This window comes from Streptomyces aquilus (assembly GCF_003955715.1).
Taxonomy (GTDB): domain Bacteria; phylum Actinomycetota; class Actinomycetes; order Streptomycetales; family Streptomycetaceae; genus Streptomyces; species Streptomyces aquilus.
The window spans coordinates 1,131,498-1,152,521 of the sequence record NZ_CP034463.1 but is presented as its reverse complement, the minus strand read 5'-3'; the positions used below and the strand labels follow the sequence as shown (position 1 = coordinate 1,152,521).

21 protein-coding genes and 1 pseudogene are annotated in these 21,024 nt (G+C 72.4%); 11 read left to right on the top strand and 11 right to left on the bottom strand.

The annotated features are described in order from the left end of the window. Positions 1-7: 7 nt before the first annotated feature. The gene (locus EJC51_RS05460; RefSeq protein ID WP_126269972.1) at positions 8-988 is read right to left on the bottom strand and encodes an ATP-dependent DNA ligase; all 981 of its coding nucleotides are present in this window, start codon (positions 986-988) and stop codon (positions 8-10) included. Between the two features lie 80 nt (positions 989-1,068). Next, on the bottom strand, positions 1,069-1,821 hold the full coding sequence (locus tag EJC51_RS05455; protein ID WP_126269971.1) for an SDR family oxidoreductase: 753 nt from the start codon (positions 1,819-1,821) through the stop codon (positions 1,069-1,071). A 116-nt stretch (positions 1,822-1,937) separates the two neighbouring features. On the opposite strand from EJC51_RS05455, the gene EJC51_RS05450 reads away from it, so the two are divergent. After that, the gene (locus EJC51_RS05450) at positions 1,938-2,618 is read left to right on the top strand and encodes a TetR/AcrR family transcriptional regulator (RefSeq protein WP_126269970.1); all 681 of its coding nucleotides are present in this window, start codon (positions 1,938-1,940) and stop codon (positions 2,616-2,618) included. 58 nt (positions 2,619-2,676) lie between these two features. Here the strand turns inward: EJC51_RS05450 and EJC51_RS05445 are convergent, their stop codons facing one another. After that, entirely contained in the window at positions 2,677-3,354 is a 678-nt protein-coding gene (locus tag EJC51_RS05445) for a response regulator transcription factor (protein ID WP_126269969.1), read from the bottom strand. 317 nt (positions 3,355-3,671) lie between these two features. Between EJC51_RS05445 and EJC51_RS05440 the strand changes: the two genes are divergently transcribed. Beyond that, positions 3,672-4,340 (top strand): TetR/AcrR family transcriptional regulator, encoded by a 669-nt coding sequence (locus EJC51_RS05440; protein ID WP_126269968.1) that lies wholly within the window; start codon positions 3,672-3,674, stop codon positions 4,338-4,340. Between the two features lie 30 nt (positions 4,341-4,370). Continuing rightward, on the top strand, positions 4,371-4,886 hold the full coding sequence (locus tag EJC51_RS05435; protein ID WP_126269967.1) for a MarR family winged helix-turn-helix transcriptional regulator: 516 nt from the start codon (positions 4,371-4,373) through the stop codon (positions 4,884-4,886). Here the strand turns inward: EJC51_RS05435 and EJC51_RS05430 are convergent. Then, a complete protein-coding gene (locus tag EJC51_RS05430) occupies positions 4,844-6,013 on the bottom strand; it encodes an MFS transporter (protein WP_126269966.1) in 1,170 nt (389 codons plus the stop codon). The genes EJC51_RS05435 and EJC51_RS05430 overlap by 43 nt on opposite strands. Positions 6,014-6,067: 54 nt before the next feature. Between EJC51_RS05430 and EJC51_RS05425 the strand changes: the two genes are divergently transcribed. The 4 genes from EJC51_RS05425 (at position 6,068) to EJC51_RS05410 (ending at position 10,191) form a co-directional block, all read left to right on the top strand. After that, positions 6,068-6,817: an AraC family transcriptional regulator gene (locus EJC51_RS05425; protein WP_166682830.1), complete on the top strand. Its 750-nt coding sequence runs from the start codon at positions 6,068-6,070 to the stop codon at positions 6,815-6,817. Positions 6,818-6,889: 72 nt separating this feature from the next. Then, positions 6,890-7,270, top strand: coding sequence for a DoxX family protein (locus tag EJC51_RS05420; protein WP_126269965.1), 381 nt, complete (start codon positions 6,890-6,892; stop codon positions 7,268-7,270). After that, positions 7,267-7,734: a peroxiredoxin gene (locus EJC51_RS05415; protein ID WP_126269964.1), complete on the top strand. Its 468-nt coding sequence runs from the start codon at positions 7,267-7,269 to the stop codon at positions 7,732-7,734. The genes EJC51_RS05420 and EJC51_RS05415 overlap by 4 nt, the downstream gene beginning before the upstream one ends. A gap of 120 nt (positions 7,735-7,854) precedes the next feature. Further along, the gene (locus EJC51_RS05410) at positions 7,855-10,191 is read left to right on the top strand and encodes a SpoIIE family protein phosphatase (protein ID WP_126269963.1); all 2,337 of its coding nucleotides are present in this window, start codon (positions 7,855-7,857) and stop codon (positions 10,189-10,191) included. A 13-nt stretch (positions 10,192-10,204) separates the two neighbouring features. Here EJC51_RS05410 and EJC51_RS05405 read toward each other — a convergent pair whose 3' ends face one another. The 3 genes and pseudogenes from EJC51_RS05405 to EJC51_RS05395 all read right to left on the bottom strand — a co-directional run bounded on the left by EJC51_RS05405 (position 10,205) and on the right by EJC51_RS05395 (position 11,988). Then, a complete protein-coding gene (locus EJC51_RS05405) occupies positions 10,205-10,642 on the bottom strand; it encodes a cupin domain-containing protein (protein ID WP_126269962.1) in 438 nt (145 codons plus the stop codon). A gap of 97 nt (positions 10,643-10,739) precedes the next feature. Then, positions 10,740-11,119 (bottom strand): annotated as a pseudogene (locus EJC51_RS05400) (DNA polymerase ligase N-terminal domain-containing protein). Between the two features lie 38 nt (positions 11,120-11,157). Next, entirely contained in the window at positions 11,158-11,988 is an 831-nt protein-coding gene (locus EJC51_RS05395) for an aldo/keto reductase (protein ID WP_126269961.1), read from the bottom strand. 95 nt (positions 11,989-12,083) lie between these two features. Here EJC51_RS05395 and EJC51_RS05390 point away from each other — a divergent pair, with 95 nt between their 5' ends. Beyond that, on the top strand, positions 12,084-13,148 hold the full coding sequence (locus EJC51_RS05390; RefSeq protein WP_208870812.1) for a LacI family DNA-binding transcriptional regulator: 1,065 nt from the start codon (positions 12,084-12,086) through the stop codon (positions 13,146-13,148). Here the strand turns inward: EJC51_RS05390 and EJC51_RS05385 are convergent. From EJC51_RS05385 to EJC51_RS05370, 4 genes are read right to left on the bottom strand one after another with little or no spacing between them, the layout of a single operon-like run. Then, positions 13,111-14,478 carry a glycoside hydrolase family 32 protein gene (locus tag EJC51_RS05385; RefSeq protein ID WP_126269959.1) on the bottom strand — a complete coding sequence of 456 codons (1,368 nt, stop codon included), beginning with the start codon at positions 14,476-14,478 and terminating at the stop codon, positions 13,111-13,113. The genes EJC51_RS05390 and EJC51_RS05385 overlap by 38 nt on opposite strands. Further along, a complete protein-coding gene (locus EJC51_RS05380; RefSeq protein ID WP_126269958.1) occupies positions 14,475-15,329 on the bottom strand; it encodes a carbohydrate ABC transporter permease in 855 nt (284 codons plus the stop codon). The genes EJC51_RS05385 and EJC51_RS05380 overlap by 4 nt, the downstream gene beginning before the upstream one ends. A gap of 16 nt (positions 15,330-15,345) precedes the next feature. After that, on the bottom strand, positions 15,346-16,299 hold the full coding sequence (locus EJC51_RS05375) for a carbohydrate ABC transporter permease (protein ID WP_126269957.1): 954 nt from the start codon (positions 16,297-16,299) through the stop codon (positions 15,346-15,348). Next, complete coding sequence (locus EJC51_RS05370; protein ID WP_126269956.1) at positions 16,296-17,705, bottom strand: extracellular solute-binding protein; 1,410 nt, start codon at positions 17,703-17,705, stop codon at positions 16,296-16,298. Before EJC51_RS05370 ends, EJC51_RS05375 begins: the two co-directional genes overlap by 4 nt. A 147-nt stretch (positions 17,706-17,852) precedes the next feature. Here EJC51_RS05370 and EJC51_RS05365 point away from each other — a divergent pair, with 147 nt between their 5' ends. From EJC51_RS05365 to EJC51_RS05355, 3 genes are read left to right on the top strand one after another with little or no spacing between them, the layout of a single operon-like run. After that, positions 17,853-19,409, top strand: coding sequence for a glycoside hydrolase family 32 protein (locus tag EJC51_RS05365; RefSeq protein ID WP_126269955.1), 1,557 nt, complete (start codon positions 17,853-17,855; stop codon positions 19,407-19,409). A 20-nt stretch (positions 19,410-19,429) separates the two neighbouring features. Then, a complete protein-coding gene (locus EJC51_RS05360; protein ID WP_126269954.1) occupies positions 19,430-20,026 on the top strand; it encodes an AAA family ATPase in 597 nt (198 codons plus the stop codon). 20 nt (positions 20,027-20,046) lie between these two features. Continuing rightward, positions 20,047-21,024 (top strand): TauD/TfdA dioxygenase family protein, encoded by a 978-nt coding sequence (locus EJC51_RS05355; protein WP_126269953.1) that lies wholly within the window; start codon positions 20,047-20,049, stop codon positions 21,022-21,024.

Below are 21,024 nucleotides of genomic sequence, written 5' to 3'. Positions count from 1 at the left end.
CGGGATCTCAGACGGAATCGTCCGGCAGGTCGGCGGCCGATTCCTCCGGGGTGAGGTCCGGCCGCAGGCGCAGCCAGGAGGGCTGACGCAACAGGCCCGCGCGGGTGCGGGTGCTGTAGCGGACCTCACCGACCAGCCGGGGCAGCACCCAGTGGGCGCCGGTGACCCGGGGTGCCGGGCTGAAGGGGCAGGCGTCCGTGGCGGCGGCGCCCAACAGCCCGGCGAGGTGCGTCCGTTCCGCTTCGCTCCACCCCGTGCCCACGCTGCCGACGTACCGCAGCCGCCCGGCGGCCCGCTGGCCCACCAGGACCGCGCCCGGCAGGCCGGTGAGCCGCCCCTTGCCGGGCAGCCAGCCCCCCACGATCACGTCCTCGCTGTGCATGTTCCGGATCTTGACCCAGGCGCGGGAGCGCACCCCGGGTTCGTACACCGAGTCCAGCCGCTTGCACACGAGGCCCTCCAGACCGTGGACGCGCGTGGCTTCCAGGGCCTGGGCGCCGTGCCCGACGAGGGCGCCCGGCGTGGACCAGAAGGGGCCGTCCAGGCCCAGTTCCTGAAGCTGTGCGCGCCGGCGGAGGTAGGGGAGGGCGATCAAGGGCCGGTCCGCCAGGTGCATCACGTCGAACAGCACCAGGTGGACGGGCGTCTCGGCCGCCTTCCGTGCCGCCCGGGCGGGCGCGTGGGCCAGGCCCATCCGGGACTGGAGCAGCTGGAAGTCGGCGCGGCCCCGTGCGTCGAGCGCCAGGATCTCGCCGTCCAGGACGGCGGACCGGCGGCCGAGCGCGTCGCCCAGCGACCGCAGTTCGGGATAGGCGGCGGTGATGTCCTCCCCCGACCGGGCGCGCAGCGTCACGCTTCCGTCCCCGGCCAGGTAGGCCACGACGCGCTGGCCGTCCTGCTTGGTCTCGTAGGCCCACCGGGCGTCCTGCGCGGCGGGCGGCAGGGTGCCGGGCGTGGCCAGCATGGGCGGGATCAGGGGGAGGCTCACGGCTCAGTTGTCGACGGGCCTGTGTCCCGGCACGCCCGCCGGCGGGCGGTTTCCCCTGAACGGCGGCCGCGAGGGCCGCCTCAGATGATGCCGCCGTTGGCCCGCAGCACCTGCCCGTTGACCCAGCGTCCGCCCGGGCCGGTCAGGAACGACACCACGGCGGCGATGTCCTGCGGGGTGCCGAGACGCTCCAGCGGGGGCTGCGCGGCCAGCCGGGCGACCGTCTCCTCGTCCTTGCCGTCCAGGAAGAGGTCGGTGGCGGTCGGGCCGGGCGCCACGGCGTTCACCGTCACGTCACGGCCGCGCAGTTCCCGCGCGAGGATCAGCGTCAGCGCCTCGACCGCGCCCTTGCTCGCGGCGTACGCGCCGTAGCCCGGGAAGGCGAGGCCGACCACCGAGGACGAGACGTTCACCAGCGCCCCGCCCGGGCGGAGCCGGCGGGCGGCCTGCTGGTCGACGGCGAACGTGCCGCGGATGTTGGTGCGGTACAGCGCGTCGAGGTCGGCGAGGTCCAGCTCCGCGATCGGGGCCAGCGGCATCCGGCCCGCCGCGTGCACCACGGCGTCCACGCCGCCGTACACCGTCTCGGCCTGGTCGAACAGGGCGGCGACCTCGGTCTCGTCGCCGACGTCCGCGCGGGCGGCGCAGGCGCTGCCGCCCTCGGCCTCGATCTCGCGCACGACCTCGTCGGCCGCGTCCTTGCTGCCCGCGTAGCCGACCACGACGGCGAAACCGTCGGCGGCGAGCTGCCGGGCGACCTGACGTCCGATGCCGCGCGAGCCGCCGGTCACGATCGCGACGCGCTGTCCGGTGCCGGGTTCGGTGGTGGTCATGGTGGCTCCCTCATGATTTAGCGGCGCTACGTTCATCTCGTAGCGACGATAACACAGGATCGTAGCGATGCTATTCCCCATTCGTATCGCCGCTACGGATGGCGTACCGTGCACCCATGGACGCGAGGGAAAAGATCCTGGATGCCGCCGCGAAGCTGCTGGCCGAGTCGCCGGCCGCCGAGGTCTCGACGCGGGCCGTGTGCGAGGCGGCCGGGGTCGGGGCGCCGATGCTCTACCGGCTCTTCGGCGACAAGGCCGGACTGCTGGCCGCCGTGGTGGACCGGGGTTTCGAGCAGTACCTCGCCTCCAAGCGGGCGGCCCGGCCCGGTGACGACCCCGTCGCCGACCTCAGGAGCGGATGGGACAACCACATGCGCTTCGCGCTCGACCACCCCCACCACTACCGGCTGATGTACTCGCCCGAGCTGACCGTCCCGCCCGCCGCGGCGCGCGAGGCCCACGCCCTGCTGCACGCGATCCTCGAACGCTGCGCCGCGGCCGGACGCCTCACCGTTCCGCCCGCCGTCGCCACACAGGTGATCATGTCCGCCAACGTAGGGGCGGCCCTGTCGATGCTCACCCGGCCCGAGCAGTACCCGGACCCCGGCTTCTCGACGCGGCTGCGCGACGCGGTGATCGACTCGCTGACCCGCACGGCGGCGCCCGCACCTCGGGACGGCGTGCCGGTCGCCGCCGCCACCCTCGCGGCCCGCCTGCGCGCCACCCCGCCGAAGTCGTTCACCACGGCCGAGTCGAGCCTGCTCCAGCAGTGGCTGGATGCCCTCGCGGAGGGCTGAGGCGGATGGTGGACCCGGCGGGGGCTGGGTCGGCTGGACGCCCGGGCCGGGGGCCGGGTCAGTTGGGCGGCGCGACCTGTACCAGCCCCGACCGGTAGGCGATGACGACGAGCTGGGCGCGGTCCCGGGCGCCCAGCTTGGTCATCGCGCGGTGCACATGGGTGCGCACCAGCAGCGGACTGACGACCAGCTTCTCGGCGATCTCCTCGTTGGAGTGCCCCTCGGCCACCCATGCCGTCACCTCGCGCTCCCGCGCGGTGAGCGAGGTCAGGTCCCCCGGCGTCGCCGCCGGGCCGCCCGGGGCCGGAGCGGCCAGGAACCGGCTGATCACCGTGCGGGTGGCGAGCGGCGACAGCAGGGACTCGCCCGCCGCCACGGTCCGCACGCCTGCCAGCAGCGCGTCCGCGGTGACGTCCTTGCCGAGGAAGCCGCTCGCCCCGGCCCGCAGCGCCTGCGCCACGTACTCGTCGATCTCGGACGTGGTGAGGATCAGCACCCGGGTGTCCCTCAGCTCGGGATCGGCGCAGATGGCGGACGTGGCGGCGAGGCCGTCGGTGCCGGGCATCCGGATGTCCATCAGGACCAGGTCGGGACGGTGGATGCGGGCGAGGCGGACGGCCTCGTCGCCGTCGGCGGCCTCACCGACCACCTCCATGTCGTGGCAGGAGTCGACGAGCATCCGGAAGGTGGCCCGCAGCAGGGCCTGGTCGTCGGCGAGGAGTACGCGGATGGTCATGGGGTCCGTTCTTCCGGTTCCGGTGCGGTGGGGGCGGTGGTCGCGGTGGGGTACGGCGGCAGGCGGGCGGTCACCTCGAAGCCGCCTCCGCGACGGTGACCGGCGTCGAGGGCGCCGCCGGCTCGGCGGCGAACAGGACCATCATCCAGACCGGGACCGGCCGACGCGGGGACGCGCCCGGGGACGGACCCCTCGGGTCGCGGACCCGGCCGGAATCGTGGACGGCACACGTCGACGCGGTTGACGTGCCGTTGCGTAGGCTTCGACCGCGGTACGACAGCACGGCGGGACGCCGGCGCGGCGAACGGAAGGCGACGATGGCGGCAGGCAGGGCGGTACGGGCGGAGCAGGTCAGCGCGACCCGGGAGCTGATCCTGACGGCGGCGGAGCGGCTGTTCGCCGAGCGCGGTGTCTACGCCGTCTCCAACCGCCAGGTCGGCGAGGCCGCCGGACAGGGCAACAACACCGCCGTCGGCTATCACTTCGGCACCAAGGCCGACCTGGTCCGCGCCATCATCCGCAAGCACGCCGCGCGCATCGAGGAGATCCGCGCCCGGCTGCTGGCCGGCATCGGCGACTCCACCGACGTACGGGACTGGGTGGACTGCCTGGTGCGCCCCGTCCCCGAACACCTGGCCGCGCTCGGCAGCCCCACCTGGTACGCGCGGTTCTGCGCCCAGGTCGCCACCGACCCGGCCCTCCACCAGATCATGGTCGAGGAGTCCCTCGCCTCGCCGTCCCTGCGGCAGATCGTCGAGGGAGTCAGGCGCTGTCTGCCCGAGCTTCCCGCCGAAGTCCGCGCCGAACGCGGGGAGATGGCCCGCCATCTGATCCTGCACGTCTCCGCCGAGCGCGAGCGCGCCCTGGCCGACAACAGCCCCACCCCGCGCGCCAGTTGGCAGGCGGCCGCCTCCGGTCTCGCGGACGCGGTCATCGGCATGTGGCTGGCACCGGTGACGCCGGAGCGCCAGCAGCAGATTACTTGAGTTACGCAATGAGATGGTAAAGTGGCTCGTATGCCCACACCACCGCGCCCCGAGATCGCCGACGGCCCCGCCTCCGCGGAAGTCAGGGAGATCGAGCGCGCGCTGAACCGCATCACATACCTGAGCACGCGCGCCCGGCAGCACGAGCGGCTCATGGCCCTGGCCGGGGTGCCCCTGGACCGCGCCGCCGTGGCGCTGCTGCGGCAGGTCGCCGACTCGGAGCCGCTGCGGCCGGGGGAGCTGGCCAACCGGCTGGGTGTCGAGGCCTCGCACGTGACCCGCACGGTGCAGCAGCTGCAGAAGTCCGGCCACGTCACCCGGCTCCCCGACCCCGACGACCGGCGCGCCCACCGCATCGAGCTCACCGACGCCGGCCGCCAGGCCGTCGTCCGCGTCCGGGAGGCGGGGGCCCGCGGCATGATGCTCGCGCTGGCGGAATGGTCGCCGCAGGAGCTGGGACAGCTCGCCACGCTGTTCCACCGCATGGTCGACGACTTCCTGGCCTACGCCGCCGAGGAGGAGCTGGAGTCCGCGGGCACGACCTGACCCTCGGGACCCGGCTCCCGCAGCCCGCACAACAGGAGCCGGCCCAGCAGCGGCAACGCGATGAGCGGGGCCAGGGCGACCTGGAGGGACGTGGCGTCGGCGAGCGCCCCGACGGCGGGGGCGGCGAGGCCGCCCATGCTCACGGTCAGCCCCAGCGTGACCCCGCTCGCCGTGCCGACGCGCGTCGGCAGATAGTCCTGGCCGAGCGTGACGTGCAGGGAGAACGGCACGTACAGTCCGGCCGACGCGAGCCCGACGCACAGATGGACGCCGGGCCCGGGCACGAACACCACCCCGGCGACGGCGGCCACCGTCACGACGTACGACCGCCGTACGACCGTCAGCCGTCCGTACCGCTCCGCGAGCCGGCTCCCGAGCACCGTGCCGAAGGCGCCCCCGGCGTACAGCACGCACAGCGCGGCCGTCCCCGCCGCCTCCCCGCCCTCGGTGCGCAGGCGGACGTACAGCGAGACGAAGGCGCTCAGCCCGACGAACACCACCGAGCGGCAGACGATCGCCCCCGACAGCCGCAGGAACGACGACCAGTCGTCGCGGCCCGAGCCGGCAGTCGTGCCCCCGGATTCCCCACGGGTGCCCGCGGCGCGGACCGCCGCCGCGCACAGGGCGGCGCCGACCAGGGCGGGCGCGACCAGCAGGGGAGTGGCGTGCAGGCCGCCCATGCCGACGACCGCCATGACCAGCAGGGGTGCCGCGGCGAAGCCGGCGTTGCCGCCCAGCGCGAACCAGCCCATCGCCGTGTGACTGCCGTGCGCCGCGGCGCGGGCCGCGCGGGCGGCCTCCGGGTGGTAGGCGGCGACCCCGACGCCGGACACGGCGACCGCCGCGAGCGTCAGTCCGTAGGAGCCGGTGACCCCGCTCAACGCCACCCCCGCCCCACCCGTCAGCGTGCTCAGTGGCAGCAGCCACGGCATCGCCCACCGGTCGGTGAGCGCCCCGAACAGCGGCTGCACCACCGACGACAGCAGGGACGCGGCGAGGACGACGCCCGAGGCGGCGGCGTAGGTGTAGGCGCGCTCGGCGACGAAGTACGGCACCAGGGCGGCGACGGCCCCCTGGTAGACGTCGACGCAGGCGTGCCCCAGAGAGAGGTGGCGTATGGCGGTCATGACCTGATCGTCGCGATGGCGGAGCGTGGCGCGCTTTCGATAAACTGCCTACTTGTGCCGGACATCCGCCATACGCCCAAGGCGCCGACCCGGGCGCAGAGACTGGCCGCCGGCGACCGCATCGACGCCCATGTGCACGACGACCACCAGATCGTCTACGCGGGCGCGGGAGTCCTCGCCGTCACCACCGACGCCGGCACCTGGTTCGCGCCCGGCAACCGGGCCATCTGGGTCCCCGCGGGCACCGTCCACGCCCATCGCGCCCACGGACACCTCCACCTGCACCTGGTCGGCCTGCAAGCCGACGACAACCCGCTCGGTCTGGACGCCCCCACCGTCCTCGCCGTGAGCCCACTGCTGAGCGAGCTGATCGTCGCCTACACCCACGACCCGGACGACCGCGGCCCGGAACGCCGCCGCCTGCTCGCCGTCCTGCGCGACCAGCTCCGCGCCTCCCCCCAGCAGCCGCTGCGCCTGCCCACCGCCACCGACCCGCGCCTGGCCGCCGTCTGCGCGATCCTCCAGGCCGACCCGGCCGACCCGCGCACCCTGGCCGCCCTCGGCACCGCCGCCGGCGCGAGCGAACGCACCCTCAGCCGCCTCTTCCGCACCGAGTTCGGCATGACCTTCCCCCAGTGGCGCACCCAGGCCCGGCTCTACCACGCCCTGCGCATGCTGGCCGACGGCCGGCCCGTCACGACCGTCGCCCACCGCTGCGGCTGGTCCTCCACGAGTGCCTTCATCGACGTCTTCCGCCGCTCCTTCGGCCACACGCCCGGAACCCGCAACCGGCGTTCCCCATAAGGGAAGAGGCCGCCGTACGACCTGGTTGTACGGTCCAGTAATATCCCGCGGCAGACCCCCCTAGGAGGAACCGTGCCGCGGTCCCAACGCTCACCCCTGCTGCTCGCCGGCCTGCTGGCCACAGCGGGCGTCGCGCACTTCGCCAACCCCCGTCAGTTCGACGCCCTCGTCCCCCGCACCCTGCCGGGCAAGCCGCGGACCTGGACGTACGCCAGCGGCGCCGTGGAGCTGGCGCTGGCCGCCGGGGTGGCGCTGCCCCGGACCCGGCGCACCGCCGCGCTCGCCACCGCCGCGTTCTTCGTCGGGGTCTTCCCCGCCAACGTGAAGATGGCCGTCGACTGGCGCGACCGGCCCGCCCCGCAGAAGGCCGCCGCCCTGGGACGGCTGCCGCTGCAACTTCCCCTCGTGCTGTGGGCACGCAACGTCGCGAACAACGGAAAGGGCCGGGCATGAGCAAGGTGATAGCGGTCGGTGACACGATCGAGGACTTCGAGCTGCCGGACGAGACCGGCACGCCCCGCAGCCTGACCTCACTGCTGGCGGACGGGCCGATCGTGCTGTTCTTCTACCCGGCCGCGATGACCCCCGGCTGCACCGCGGAGGCCTGCCACTTCCGCGACCTGGCCGCCGAGTTCGCCGCGGCCGGGGCCCGTCCCGTCGGCATCAGCGGGGACTCCGTGGAGCGCCAGCAGGAGTTCGCGGGCGCCCACTCGCTCGGCATGCCGCTGCTGTCCGACGCCGACGGGACCATCAGGGAGCGGTTCGGCGTGGCCCGCGGCTTCTCGCTGGCCCCCACCAAGCGGGTCACCTTCGTCATCGCACAGGACCGCACGGTCCTGGAGGTCGTGCGCAGTGAGCTGCGGATGAACACCCACGCGGACAAGGCCCTCGCCGCGTTGCGGGCCCACCGGAAGTGACGCGCGCGTCCGCGCGGCGGTGGAGGGCGCTCGCCTCCCGGGCGCCCCGGAAGTGACGCCCGGGTCCCGAAGGCCCCACCGCGGTTGATGCGGTGCGGCAAAGGGACCATCCTGGACGACATGGAGCACGCCTCCGCCGCGGCGATCATCGACGCCCGCGGCACGGTGACGGGGTGGAGCGACGGTGCCCGGCGACTGACCGGCTACCCGGCCGAGGAGGCCGTGGGGCGGCCGGTGCGTGAGCTGCTCGCCGAGGACCCGCCGCCCGAAGCCGTGGCCACGCTGGCCGGCACCGTCGTCCTGCGCCACCGCGACGGGTCGTCCGTCGCCCTGCACCTCACGGCATGCCCCGTGCTGGGCGAGGGCGGCGGCCCCGCCGGATACGTGATCACCGCGCCGCCCGGGGAACGCGAGCCCTCCCTGACGGAGCGGGCCTTCCAGCAGGCCTCCATGTCGTTGTCCGTGTTCGACACCGGCCAGCACTATCTGCGGCTCAACGAGGCCTCCTGCCAGGTGATGGGGGTGCCCGCCGAGACCCTGCTCGGCCGGTACTTCATGGACACCGTTCTGGACGTCGGGTACAACCGGGGATTCCTGCACCATCTGGAGCAGGTCATCGAGACGGGCCGGCCGACCCGCTACGAGAGCTACGCGCACGCGCCGTCCTCGAACCGGGAGCACGCCTGGACCACCGAGATGTGGCCGGTGAGAGACGCCGACGGCCGGCTCATCGGAACCGGCATGGCGGCCTTCGACAGCACCGAGCAGTACTGGGCCCGCCAGCGACTGGCCCTGCTGAACGAGGCGGCCGCCACCATCGGCACCTCCCTCGACCTCGTGCGCACGGCGGAGGAGCTGATCGGGGTCGTCGTACCCCGGTTCGCCGACTTCGCCAGCGTGGACCTGTTCGACTGGGTCCTCGGAGCCGAGGAAGGGCCGGCGCTGACCGACACAGAGGTCCCGCTGCGCCGCGTTGCCCACGGCTCCCGGACCGGGGGCACCCCCGAAGCGGCCGTGCACCTGGGCGAGATGGACTTCTATCCCTCGTTCTCACCGCCCGCCCGGGCGATACGGGAAGGGCGGGTCATCGTCAGCCAGGCCGGCGAGCCCGCGTTCATGCGGTGGGTCGCGGAGCGCAACGCGCGCGCCCCCGCAGGACAGCGCCACCGCGCGGGCGTCCACTCGATGATGGCGGTACCCCTGCGGGCCCGCGGCACCACGCTCGGAGTGGCCGTCGTCGTCCGCATCAGCCAGTCCGACGACTACGGCCCCGACGACGCCGTGTTCGCCGAGGAACTCGCCAGCCGGGCCGCCGTCTGCGTCGACAACGCCCGCCGCTTCGCCAGGGAACGCAGCACCGCGCTGGCCCTGCAGAACAGCCTGCTGCCCAAGGGCCTGCCCGGACAGGCGGCCGTCGAGGTCGCCCACCGCTATCTGCCCTCCGGTTCCCTCGCGGGCATCGGCGGCGACTGGTTCGACGTGATCCCGCTGTCCGGCGGCCGCGTCGCCCTCGTCGTCGGCGACGTGGTCGGCCACGGCATCTCCTCCTCGGCGACGATGGGCCGCCTGTGCACGGCCGTGCGCACCCTCGCCGACGTCGACCTGCCGCCCGACGAACTCCTCACCCACCTCGACGACCTGGTCACCCACCTGGCCGGCGACGACAGCGACGACGAGGTGGCGGAGCTCGGCGCGACCTGTCTCTACGCCGTCTACGACCCCGTCTCGCGGCGTCTCACCTTCGCCGCCGCCGGCCATCCGCCGCCCGCCCTGGTACTGCCGGACGGCACCGCGGAATGCGTCCCCATGACCGCGGGACCCCCGCTCGGCGTCGGCGGCCTTCCCTTCGAGGCCGGCGAGGTGGAACTCCCCGAGGGCGCGATCGTCGCCCTCTACACCGACGGCCTCGTCGAGGACCGCGACCGCGACATCGACCACACGACGAGCGAACTGTGCCGGGCCCTGACCGCGCCCGCCAGCTCCCTCGACGCCCTGTGCGACACGGTCCTGAAGGCGGTCCTGCCGGAGGAGCCCAGCGACGACGTGGCCCTGCTGCTGGCCCGCACCCGGGCGCTCGGCGCCGACCGCGTCGCCACCTGGGACATCCCGCCCGACCCGGCCCAGGTGGCCCAGGCCCGGCAGGACGCCACCGAGCAACTGACCGCGTGGGGACTGGACGAGGCGGCCTTCGTCACCGAACTCGTCGTCAGCGAACTCGTCACCAACGCCATCCGGTACGGCGAACCGCCCGTCCAGCTCCGGCTGATCCGCGACCGGACCCTCATCTGCGAGGTCTCCGACGGCAGTTCCACCTCACCGCACCTGCGCCGCGCGCACGCCTACGACGAGGGCGGGCGCGGACTGCTGCTGGTCGCCCAGCTCACCCAGCGCTGGGGCAGCAGACAGACCGGCTCCGGCAAGACGATCTGGGCCGAACAGCCCCTGCCCCCGGGCTGATCACCGGGTCCCCCTACTGGAAGGGGCAGCCCGGGTTGGGCACGTCCTCGGAGAACGGCGAGCCGTGCGGCAGCACGTACAGCACCTCCAGGACGAGCGGGGTGTCGCCGAGGTTGCGCCCGAGATGGATGTCGCTCGGCCCGCCCGGCTCGCGCACGACGGTGCCCTGGGTGTAGACGCCGTCGACGGCGCAGTCGGAGTGGTAGTGCGTGAGCGTGCCCTGCTTCACGTACCCGTACACGACACCGTCGTGGTAGTGCCATCCGGTCGCCTGGCCGGGCGGCACGGTGATCTCCCGGACCGTGTAGTCGGTGCCGCCCACGGTCTTCTGGGCGATCAGCTTCGCGGTGACCCCGGGACCCGGCGGGGTGGCGCGGGCGGCGGTGCCCCCGGCGAGGGCGGTGACCAGGGCCAGCGTCCCGGCTGTGGCGACGCGGAGCGGGGTGCGCATACGGGGGCCTCCAGAGGCTCGGGCGGACGATCACGGCGTACCGCTGCGAACATAGAGGCAGAGATGGGCAGTTGGGGGCGGATTCAGCAGACTGTCATCAGCCGTTCCCGGCGACCTGGGCGAGCGTCCGGCCGGAGCGGACCGAACGGGCGCGCCGTGGACCGGGCGTGCCGTACCGCCGTGCGTGATCCGCGTCGACGGGCCGCCCGTCGCGGTCGTGGCTGAGCGGCTCGTACGTCCCGCGAGCCCACACGATCACGGTCCCGCCGCCGTACTCGCCCCGCGGGATCACCCCTTCGTACTCCTCGTACTCCAGCGGATGGTCCTCGGTCGGCACGGCGAGCCGCTTGTCCCGGGGCTCGCCGGACGGACTCCATGGATCTGCACGACGAACCCGGGTGCGTCGCCCGAGGGCGCCTGCCGCCCCCGCGGCTCACCGGTCCGGCCGAAGTCCCTCTTGCCGTGGTAGTCCCGCAGCAGGTCCCGCTCAGCCGTTCGCGACTCCTCCCGCGGGCTCAGAACTCCTCGTGCGTCTCCGGATCGCCGCCCTGCCGCACATGCTTCCGGTCGGCGATCGCCGCCAGCTGGTCCGGGTCCAGCTCGAAGCCGAAGACGTCGAGGTTCGCTCGCTGCCGCCCGGGGTCGGACGACTTCGGGATGGGCACCGCGCCGAGCTGGGTGTGCCAGCGCAGCACCACCTGGCCCGGCGTCACCCCGTGCGCCTCGGCGATGCCGGCCACCACGGGGTCGTCCCGCAGGTCGGCACGGCGGCCCAGCGGACTCCAGCTCTCGGTGACGATCCCCTTCGCGGCGTGGAAGGCGCGCAGCTCCTCCTGCGGGAAGTGCGGGTGCAGCTCGATCTGGTTGACGGACGGCAGCACGCCCGTCTCCTTCTCCAGCCGCTCGATGTGCTCGGACGTGAAGTTGGAGACCCCGATCGACCGCACGAGACCGTCCTCGCGCAGCTTGATCATGGCCCGCCAGGAGTCCACGTACTTGTCGACGCGGGGGAGCGGCCAGTGGATCAGATACAGGTCGACGTAGTCCAGGCCGAGCCGGCGGCGGGACTCCTCGAAGGACGCCAGGGTCTCCTCGTACCCGTGGTGGCGGCCCGGGAGTTTCGTGGTCACCACGACCTCCTCGCGCGGGACTTCGCTGCGGGCGACGCCGAGGCCGACTCCGGCCTCGTTACGGTAGTTCGTCGCCGTGTCGACCAGGCGGTAGCCCACCCGCAGGGCCTCGGTCACCGCCCGTTCCGCGTCCGCGTCGTCCAGGGGCCAGGTGCCCAGGCCGATCGCCGGGAAGCTCGTGCCGTCGTTGAGTGTGTGTACCGGGACGTTGCTCACTGCCGGACCTTTCCCTCGACCATGTCGTCCCTCCAGCGTCACGGATAGGGTGAGTGGTGATCAAGCGGACGGCGGGGACGAGGGCAGCGGACGGCATGGGCAGCACCGAGGAGCAGCAGCCGACGGGCAAGCAACGCCCCACGTCACGGGACGTGGCGCGGCTCGCCGGCGTCTCGCACACGGCGGTCTCCTTCGTCTTCAACGGCCGCGCCGAGGGAAACCTCTCGCCGGCCACCCAGGAACGCATCCGCCAGGCCGCCGCCCAGCTCGGCTACCGACCCGACCCCGTCGCCCGTGGCCTGCGCCGCCGCCGTACCGCCGTGATCGGCCTGGTCACCGACGAGATCGCCTCCTCGCCGTTCGCGGGGCGGCTGCTGCGCGGTGCCATGGAGACGGCCTGGGACAGCGAGCACCTCGTCCTGACCGTCGACTCCGGCGGCGACCCCGCCAAGGAGGACGCGGCGGTCGCCGAACTCCTCGACCGGCGCGTGGACGGCATCATCTACGCCGCCTTCTCCCTGCGCCGGGTCCGCGTCCCGGAGGGCCTGCACCGCACCCATTCCGTCCTCGCCAACTGCGTCCCCGAGGACGACTCCCTGCCCGCCGTCATCCCCGCCGAGCGCGCGGGAGGCCGTACGGCGGCCCGGCTGCTCCTCGACGAGGGGCACCGCAGGATCGCCCACGTCGGCGGCCTCGACGACATCGCCTCCGTGGAGCGGCTGCGCGGTTTCCGCGACGCGCTGCGCGCCGAGGGGATCACCGTCCCGAAGGAGTGGGTGGTACGGACCGGCGGCGAGATCTCCGGCGGGCACGAGGGAGCGCTCAAGCTGCTCGACCGGGTGCCCGCCGACCGCCGCCCCACCGGCATCTTCTGCTACAACGACCGGGTCGCGGCGGGCGTCCTGCACGCCGCGACCCGCCTCGGGCTGTCCGTCCCCGAGGACCTGTCCGTGGTCGGCTACGACGACCAGGAGCACATGGCCGCCTATCTGTCCCCGCCCCTCACCACCATCGCGCTGCCGCACCGGGCGATGGGCGAGGCGGCGACGCGGCTGCTCCTCGACGCGATCGACACGGGCAAGACGCCGCCCGCGACGGTACGGCGTCTCGCGTGCCCGGTGATCAGCCGTGCGTCGGTGGGACCTGCTCCCATCCGATGACGGTCGCCCCGGCTCCCGACACGGTGAGCTCCGTTACGTCGCCGTCGCGCCGGTAGACCCGCTCGGTGACCGTCGCCCGGTCGTCGACGAACACCTCCACGAGGGAGCCGTCGACGAGAAGGCGCACCTGCCGTGCGGGCGCCCGCACGACGACGGGCGCCGGGCCGCCCGCCCCGCGGTCCACGGTCACCCTGCCCTCGTCCGGATCGAGGACGACGGTCAGTTCCGCGCCGTCCGCGGACCGCAGCAGACCCACGGTCGTGCGGGTCCGCGCGGTGACCGTCAGGTCGTACGACCGCGGCAGCGGGGTCCGTCCGCCCGGCGCGGTCACGAACGGCTCGGGTGCGCGCAGGAGTTGGAGTTCCGGTGCCGGTACGACGCTCAGCGCGCCGTCCGTGTGGACGCCCACGACCCTGGGCGCGGTGAGGGTGCCGGCCCAGCCCGCGCGGTCGATCGCGCCCTGCTCGCGGGACTCCCACGACCAGCCCCACATCAGGGCCCGGTCCTCCTCCTGGAGCACGGCGGGGGCGTAGAAGTCGCGTCCGTGGTCGAGTTGACCGCCGCCGCGTGCCGAGAACCTCAATCCGCCCTCGCCGTGCGGGTCCAGACGGCCCGTCAGATATCCGGTGCTCATCGGGTCGCCGTCCCACAGCGACACCACCAGCACCCACTCGCCGCCGTCCGTCGCACACAGCTGCGGGCACTCCCAGCCGACCGCCTTGTCGCCGAACACGTCCGTCGCGACCGGGTCGTCGCCGTCCAGCAGCACGCCCGCGAAGCGCCATTCGGTGAGGCGCTCGCAGTCGTAGAGCAGGACGGAGGGCGTGCCGTCGGCGTGGCCCGCGCCGACCAGGGCCCAGCGTCGTCCGCCGGTGCGGAAGACGAACGGGTCGCGGAACATCACCACGTCCAGGCCCTCCGGGGGCCCGCTCACCACAGGCGTCGGCAGCGGCTTCCAGTCGGTGAGGGTCTCGTCGTCGGGGACCACGGAACGGGCCAGGCAGATCGTGCCGAGGCCGGTGTGCCGGCGGTCGATGCCGGTGTAGACGGCGGTCGGAACGCCGTCGTCGTCGACCACGCAACCCGACCAGCAGCCCGCCTCGTCGGGGCCGCCGGGCGTCGGGGTGAGCGCGATCGGGTGGTGCTCCCAGTGGGCGAGGTCGGGGCTGGAGACATGGCCCCAGTGGACGTTCGCGTGGACGGGGGCGTCGGGGTTGTGCTGGTAGAAGAGGTGGTACCGGTCCCGCCAACGGAACGGCCCGTTCGGGTCGTTGATCCAGTTGGCGGGCGGGCGGACCCTGAAACGCGGGGCGTCGGGGTCGACGTTCAACGGTTGACTCCTGCGGACGTGATGCCCTCGCGCAGAGGGCGCTGGCCGACGACGAACACGGCGACGGCGGGGATCATGGAGAGCACGACACCGGCGAGGACCACCGAGATGGAGCCGGTGCCGAGGTTGCCCTGGAGCGAGACGAGGCCCAGCGGCAGGGTGTAGTTCTGGCCGGAGGTCTCCAGGATCAGCGGCCGGAAGAACTCGTTCCAGTGGTAGTTGAAGGCGAGCACGCCGACGATCGCGAGGCCGGGCGTGGCCAGCGGGGCGTAGACCGACCGGAAGGTCCGCCAGGGCCCGCAGCCGTCCAGCATCGCCGCCTCGCCCAGGTCCTTCGGCATACCGAGGAAGTACTGCCGCATCAGGAAGGTGCCGAAGGCGGTCGGGAACGCCGGAATGATCAGACCGAGCAGGGTGTCGGTCAGCCCCATCGACTTGAGCACCAGGAACACCGGAACGATCGTGACCTGCAAGGGGACCATCATGGTCGCCAGCACCAGACCGAACAGCGGCTTCTTGAAACGGAACTCCAGGCGGGCGAACGCGTACCCCGCGAGCCCGGCCGTGATCATCTGGCCGACCGCGATCAAAGCGGTCACCAGCGTGGAGTTGAGGGCCAGCAGCCACACATCGATCTGATCGAAGACACCACGGTACGACTCGATCGTCGGACTGGTCGGAATGATCTTCGGCGGCAGGTCGAAGGACTCCGCCGGGGTGCGCAGCGAGGTCGAGACGGTCCAGATGACCGGTCCCAGGGTCAGCAGGGCGCAGACCGCCAGTCCGGCGATCCGCGCCCAGGGCGCGAGGGTGTGCCGTGCCCGGCTCGCGGTCAAGGTCGCTTGGCTCATAGGGAGTTCACCCGGCTCACTGGTAGTGGACGAAACGCCGGCTGAGCCGGAACTGGAGGGCGGTGACCGCCATGACGAGCACGAACAGCAGCACGCCCACCGCGGACGCCTCACCGAAGCGCAACTGCTCGAACGCGGTCTCGTAGATGACCATCACGACGGTGCGCGTGGAGTCGCCGGGCCCGCCGTTGGTCAGGACGTACGGCTGCTCGAAGACCTGGAGGGCGTTGATGATGCCGACCACCGAGGCGACCAGCAGGGTCGGGGACAGCAGCGGCAGCGTGACGCTGAGGTGCTTGCGCAGTCCGGTCGCGCCGTCGAGGGAGGCGGCCTCGTGGATCTCCTTGGGGATGTTGTTCAGACCGCCGACGAACAGCAGGAACGAGAAGCCGAACTGCTGCCAGACGTAGACCAGGATGACCGCGGCCATCGCGGAGTTCTCCGAGGTCAGCCAGGGCACGGGAGCGATTCCGAGGAGGCCGAGGCCCCAGTTCACGACGCCGAAGTCCTGGTTGAACAGGTACTTCATCACCACCGAGATCGACGCGGCGGAGAGGATGAGCGGGAAGAAGAACGCCGAGCGGAACACCGACCGCAGCCACACCGGCATGCGTCCGTTGACCGCCAGGGCGAGGGTGAGCGCGATGAGCAGCTGGAGCGCCACCGCGAGCACCATGAACACGAGCGTGTTGCGGAAGGAGACCAGAACGGTCGAATCGTTCACCATCTCGCGGTAGTTGGCCGCTCCGGCGAACGTGGGCGAGTCGATCACGTTCCAGTGGAAGAGGCTCAGCACGACCGATCCGACGATCGGGACGACCGTGAAGATCACGATCCCGACGATGGTCGGCGCCAGGAACAGCGCGGCCAGCAGCCGGGTCCCGCGCTCGCGGGCGGACGGCCGGGTCGCGGGGGCGGCCTCGGGCACCTGCTGCTGCGGCCGTACGGCGGGTATCTGGGTGTTCGTCATACGTCACGCTCCATGGCCTTCTCCAGATCGGACTGCATCCGGCGCAGCGCGGGGGCCACCGAGCGCCGCGAGGCCAGGGCGGTCCCGGTGTGCTTGAGCAGCACCTGCTCGACCTCGGCGACCTGCGGCGGGGCGGGGATCGGCCCGGTGTCGGGGAACTTGTCGAGGGTGTCGTAGAAGACCTGCCAGTGGCTGGGGCCCATCTCGCGGTAGCGGTCGGCGGTGAGCATCGAGCGGCGGGCCGGGGTGGTCTGGTTGGTCTCGAAGAGCCGCATCAGGGTGTCCCTGCGGGATGCGAACTTGATGAACTCCCAGGCCTCGTCCTGGAGTTTCGAGGTGCGCAGCAGGGCGTAGCCGGCGGCGCCGAACTGCATGCGCTGGGTGCGCCAGCGCGGGAAGTACTGCACGTCGAAGCTGCCGTTCTTCATGCCCGCCAGGTTCAGGCCGCCCGCCCAGAAGCCGCCGGCCGGGGTCACGCCGACCCGGCCGGTGGAGAACACGCCGATGAGGTTCTGGCCGTTGCCGCCCTCGGGGCGGGTGCACAGGTCCTCCTGGATGAGGGAGGCCAGATAGTCGTACGCCTCCTCGACGCGTTCGTGGGTGGCCTGCGGGGTCGTCCACCGGTAACCGCCGCCGCGGCCCTGCCGGTCGGCGGCCGGGTAGAAGGAGTCCCACAGCCAGGAGCCGCCGGGCGCCTTGGACTCGCTCAGCAGGTTGGTGCCGTTGGCGAACAGCCACGGCACGACCCCGCCCCACAGCCGGTTGGTCCAGAAGTACGGCGTGAACTGCGAACCGCTGGACTTCTTCATGTCCCGCAGCAGCGTGGTGAAGTCGTCACGGGTCCAGTCGGCCGCCGGGAAGGACGCGCCCGCCCGCTTCAGGACCTGGTGGTTGAGGTAGATGTCGGCCGCGTTGAACTCGACGGGGAGCTGGTAGAGGCTGCCCTCGTACATCATCGACTCGACCAGCGAGGGGTGGACGTCGGCGAAGTACTCGCGCAGCTCGTCGGCGTCGCGCTTCACCCACTTGTCGAGGGCGACGCCGAGGCGCTGGGCGAACAGCTGGACGCCCTCGGTGGCGACGTACACGAGGTCGGGGGCGGTGCCCGCCGCGATCTGGGTGAGGATCTTGGCGAAGAAGTCGGACCAGTCGGTGGCCTGCACCGCGTTGATCCGCAGCTTGATGTCGGGGTGGACCTTCTTGAAACCCTCGGTGAGCGTGCGGATGGCCGCCGGGCCGTAGGCCGGGCCGAGGGTGGCGACGACTAGGGAACCGTCGTCGCGGCCGGGTATGTCGGCTCCGGTGAGCCGGTCCCAGCTCGCGGCGGTGCCGGCCAGCGCGGCGGCACCCGCGCCGTAGGCGCCGTACCGCAACAGCGAGCGGCGAGAGAAGTGCGAGTCGGTCATCCAACGGGCCTAACTCGTGTTAGTTCAGGGTTGATGCCCCAGATGATGGGAACCGCGCCACGCCCCTGTCAAGAGTCGTGACGGCTCCACCTTTAACGAGTTAGAAACCTTGACCTTTAACGTGTTAGGCCGCACAGTCCTGTGGCCATGAGACTTTCCAGCCTTTCCAGAAGAGCGCTCTTCGCGGGATCGGCGGCCGGCGCGGCCGGTGCGCTGCTGCCGGCGGCACCGGCCGCGGCGAAGCCCAAGGCGGCCGGGACCTGCGCCAGTTATCGCGCCGCCTACCACTTCACGGTCCCCGACCAGTGGAAGAACGACCCCCAGCGGCCGGTGTGGATCAACGGCGAGTACCACTACTACTACCTCTACAACCCGGACTACCTCACCGCCGGCACCGAGGCGGGCACCGCCTGGCGGCTGGCCACCAGCAGGGACCTGGTCTCCTTCACCGACCGGGGGATCGCCGTCCCGAAGGACACCACCGTCAACGGTGACGTCTGGTCCGGCTCGGCGGTCGTCGACACCGACAACACCGCGGGCTTCGGCGCCGGCGCGGTGGTCGTCCTGGTCACGATGTCGCCCGGCGGCGGCACCGACCACCAGGAGCAGTTCCTGTACTACTCCACCGACGGCGGCCGCACCTTCCGCGACCACGGCACCGCCCCGGTGCTCCCCAACCCCGGGGTACGCGACTTCCGCGACCCCAAGGTGATCCGCGACGAGGAACGCGGCCGCTGGGTGATGGCCCTCGCCGAGAACACCAAGGTCGGCTTCTACCACTCGGCGGACCTCAAGTCCTGGACGTACGCGGGCGGGTTCGTCAAGGACGGCATCGGCGTCCTGGAGTGCCCCGACCTGTTCCGCATCACGGCCTCGGACGGCACCGTGAAGTGGGTGCTGGGCGTCAGCGCCAACGGCAAGGGGGCCGGGCTGCCCAACACCTACGCCTACTGGACCGGGTCCTTCGACGGCACGACCTTCACCCCCGACGCGAACGACCCGCAGTGGCTCGACCACGGCTGGGACTGGTACGGGGCCGTCACCTTCGAGAAGCGGGGCGCGAACGGCACCCTCGACGCACGCGCCCGCTACGCGATCGGCTGGCTCAACAACTGGGACTACGCCAACACGACCCCCACCATCGACTGCGACGGCTTCAACGGAACGGACTCGATCGTCCGCGAGATCACCCTGAAGCGCGCCGCCTCCGGCACCTACCACCTGGCCTCGCGCCCGATCGCCGCCCTGGACGACCACGTCTCGCGCACGATCGACCTCGGCGACCTCCCGGTGTCCGGCACCCGCCTCCTCGACTACCGGGGCATCTCCTACGAGGTGACCACCGAGGTGACCTGGGAGTCGCTGACCGGCGCGGGCCTCCAGCTGCGCCGCTCCGCCGACGGGGGCCGGCACATCGACGCCGGTGTCTACGGTGACTACGCGTTCCTCAACCGCCGCAACACCGTCAACCCCGACACCTCCGGCAGGTGGCAGGAGAGCCACAGCCCCTTCGACCGCTCCGCCCGCACGGTCAAGCTGCGCATCCTGGTCGACCGGACGTCCGTCGAGATGTTCGTGGACGACGGGCGGTACGTGCACTCGTCGGAGGCCTTCCCGTATCTGGTCGACACCGGGCTCGCGCTGTTCACGATCGACGGGACGGCGGTGTTCCGGAACACGGTGATACGGGAGTTCACCGTGTGAGGTCCTCTAGGGTCGATGAGATGCGCGTACTGCTCATCGGAGGGACCTCCCACACCGGCAAGTCGACCGTGGCCCGGGCCGCCGCCGAGCGGCTCGGCTTCACGTACCGCCCGACGGATCTGCTGGCCCGCCATCCCGGCCGGCCCTGGCGGACACCGGACCGGGAGGTGCCGCCGCACGTCGCCGAGCACTACGGCACCCTCGGCGTCGACGAGCTGATCGACTCGGTGCTCGACCACTACGCCCGGCTGTGGCCGCGCATCGAGGAGATCGTCACCGAGCATGCCGAGGGTGAGGGACCGGGCCTGGTGCTCGAAGGCTCCGCGCTGTGGCCCAGCCGGGTCGCCGCGCTCGGCGCCCCGCACACCGAGGCCGTCTGGCTCACCGCGGACGAGGAGGCGCTGGCCGAGCGGATGCACGCGTCGGCGCGGTACGCGGAGGCGACGGAGGAGGAGCGCCGGCTCGTGGACCGGTTCCTCGCGCGTGCGAGGCGCTTCCAGGAGCTGGTGCGGGAGTCCGTCGACGCGGCCGGGCTGTGCCGGCTCGACACGACCGGGCGGTCCGTGACCGACCTGGTCGAGGAGATCCTCGGCAGGCGCTGTCGCCAGGGCCGGTGATCGCTGACACGATCTTCGCCATGACGACGAATGCGGACAGGGACCCGACGGCGGCGGAGGCGGCGCCCGGGATCGAGGTGAAACCGGTCGCCGGGCACATCGGCGCGGAGATCACGGGCGTCGACCTGGCCGGAGAGCTCGACGACACCGTGGTCGCCGCCATCCGTGCGGCCGTACTGCGGTGGAAGGTGGTGTTCTTCCGGGACCAGAAGCTGGATCACGCGGGGCATGTGGCGTTCGCCCGGCGGTTCGGCGCGCCGGTCGTGCTGCGCAAGCGGGGCAGCGCCTCGCCGCCCGACTTCCCCGAGGTCGAGACGACCGCCGACCGGCTGGAGCTGGGCGGGAAGTTCGGCATGGAGCACGACGAGTGGCTGCAACGCCGCCGGCACACGCTGCTGCGCGGCTGGCACTGCGACCACGGCGCCCGCATCGACCCGCCGGCCGCGACGATCCTGCGCGCCGAGACCGTCCCGCCCTACGGCGGCGACACCACCTGGTCCAACCTGGCCGCCGCCTACGCCGGACTCTCCGCGCCCGTGCGGGAGTTCGTGGACGGCCTGCGCGCCGAGCACCGGCTCGGCGTCGGCTACCAGCCCCGCCCCGGCGACGACGCCTACGTCCGCCACCTCCTGGACCACCAGGTCGCCACGCTGCATCCGCTGGTCCGCGTCCACCCGGAGACGGGGGAGCGGATCCTGTACGTCAACGGCTACTACGTCGAACAGCTCGCCGACGTCTCCCGGGCGGAGAGCCGGGCCCTGCTGGACATGCTGCTGGAGCAGGCGGTACGGCCCGAGTACACGGTCCGCTTCCGCTGGGAGCCCGGCAGTGTGGCGTTCTGGGACAACCGGGCCACCATCCACCTGGCGCCGAGCGACAACGCCCACCTCGGCCTTCCCCGGACCATGCACCGGGTGATGCTGGCCGGGGATGTGCCGGTGGGCGTGGACGGAAGGCCGTCGGAGCCGATCGTCGGGACCGAGGTGGGGCGGTGGTGA

Excerpts from the sequence above, each read along its gene's own strand:
- EJC51_RS05455 (WP_126269971.1), bottom strand. The coding sequence starts at position 1,821 with ATGACCACCACCGAACCCGGCACCGGACAGCGCGTCGCGATCGTGACC.
- EJC51_RS05450 (WP_126269970.1), top strand. The coding sequence starts at position 1,938 with ATGGACGCGAGGGAAAAGATCCTGGATGCCGCCGCGAAGCTGCTGGCC.
- EJC51_RS05445 (WP_126269969.1), bottom strand. The coding sequence starts at position 3,354 with ATGACCATCCGCGTACTCCTCGCCGACGACCAGGCCCTGCTGCGGGCC.
- EJC51_RS05440 (WP_126269968.1), top strand. The coding sequence starts at position 3,672 with ATGGCGGCAGGCAGGGCGGTACGGGCGGAGCAGGTCAGCGCGACCCGG.
- EJC51_RS05435 (WP_126269967.1), top strand. The coding sequence starts at position 4,371 with ATGCCCACACCACCGCGCCCCGAGATCGCCGACGGCCCCGCCTCCGCG.
- EJC51_RS05430 (WP_126269966.1), bottom strand. The coding sequence starts at position 6,013 with ATGACCGCCATACGCCACCTCTCTCTGGGGCACGCCTGCGTCGACGTC.
- EJC51_RS05415 (WP_126269964.1), top strand. The coding sequence starts at position 7,267 with ATGAGCAAGGTGATAGCGGTCGGTGACACGATCGAGGACTTCGAGCTG.
- EJC51_RS05410 (WP_126269963.1), top strand. The coding sequence starts at position 7,855 with ATGGAGCACGCCTCCGCCGCGGCGATCATCGACGCCCGCGGCACGGTG.
- EJC51_RS05405 (WP_126269962.1), bottom strand. The coding sequence starts at position 10,642 with ATGCGCACCCCGCTCCGCGTCGCCACAGCCGGGACGCTGGCCCTGGTC.
- EJC51_RS05390 (WP_208870812.1), top strand. The coding sequence starts at position 12,084 with ATGGGCAGCACCGAGGAGCAGCAGCCGACGGGCAAGCAACGCCCCACG.
- EJC51_RS05380 (WP_126269958.1), bottom strand. The coding sequence starts at position 15,329 with ATGAGCCAAGCGACCTTGACCGCGAGCCGGGCACGGCACACCCTCGCG.
- EJC51_RS05375 (WP_126269957.1), bottom strand. The coding sequence starts at position 16,299 with ATGACGAACACCCAGATACCCGCCGTACGGCCGCAGCAGCAGGTGCCC.
- EJC51_RS05370 (WP_126269956.1), bottom strand. The coding sequence starts at position 17,705 with ATGACCGACTCGCACTTCTCTCGCCGCTCGCTGTTGCGGTACGGCGCC.
- EJC51_RS05365 (WP_126269955.1), top strand. The coding sequence starts at position 17,853 with ATGAGACTTTCCAGCCTTTCCAGAAGAGCGCTCTTCGCGGGATCGGCG.
- EJC51_RS05360 (WP_126269954.1), top strand. The coding sequence starts at position 19,430 with ATGCGCGTACTGCTCATCGGAGGGACCTCCCACACCGGCAAGTCGACC.
- EJC51_RS05355 (WP_126269953.1), top strand. The coding sequence starts at position 20,047 with ATGACGACGAATGCGGACAGGGACCCGACGGCGGCGGAGGCGGCGCCC.